Raw genomic sequence first — 320 nt, 5'->3', positions numbered from 1 at the left:
CGCGGGCGAACCCGCCCATCCGCCGGCAGCCGGCCAGGCCGGCGGCGAGCAGCGGCAGCCCGATCACGGTGACGGACAGGGCGAGGCCGATCGACAGGGTCACGATCGTGAAGACGAAGCCCGCGATGCCGACCGGCAGGTTCAGCAGCAGCCGCCCGACCTGCCGCCACATCCGCGCGCCGTACAGCGGGGTGCGTCCGGCGGGCGGTGTCTGCGTGCCGGTGTCCCCGGCGTGGCGGTCCTTTGGCTTCATCTCGGTCTTCCGTCCCTCTCGGTCGAGCTGTGCCCCTAGCTTCGCCGGTCGGGGGCGGGCGGGGCCA

1 protein-coding gene is annotated in these 320 nt (G+C 74.4%); it reads right to left on the bottom strand.

What is annotated here, in order from left to right; all coding sequences use genetic code 11:
* Positions 1-253: sensor domain-containing protein (locus BI06_RS22255; RefSeq protein WP_043470820.1), on the bottom strand; the 253-nt coding region annotated here is incomplete at its 3' end.
* Positions 254-320: the final 67 nt, after the last annotated feature.

The sequence above is a fragment of the Kitasatospora sp. MBT66 genome (assembly GCF_000710405.2).
Taxonomy (GTDB): domain Bacteria; phylum Actinomycetota; class Actinomycetes; order Streptomycetales; family Streptomycetaceae; genus Kitasatospora; species Kitasatospora purpeofusca.
The sequence above is the reverse complement of the archived record's forward strand: the minus strand, read 5'-3'. Positions and strand labels throughout refer to the sequence as shown.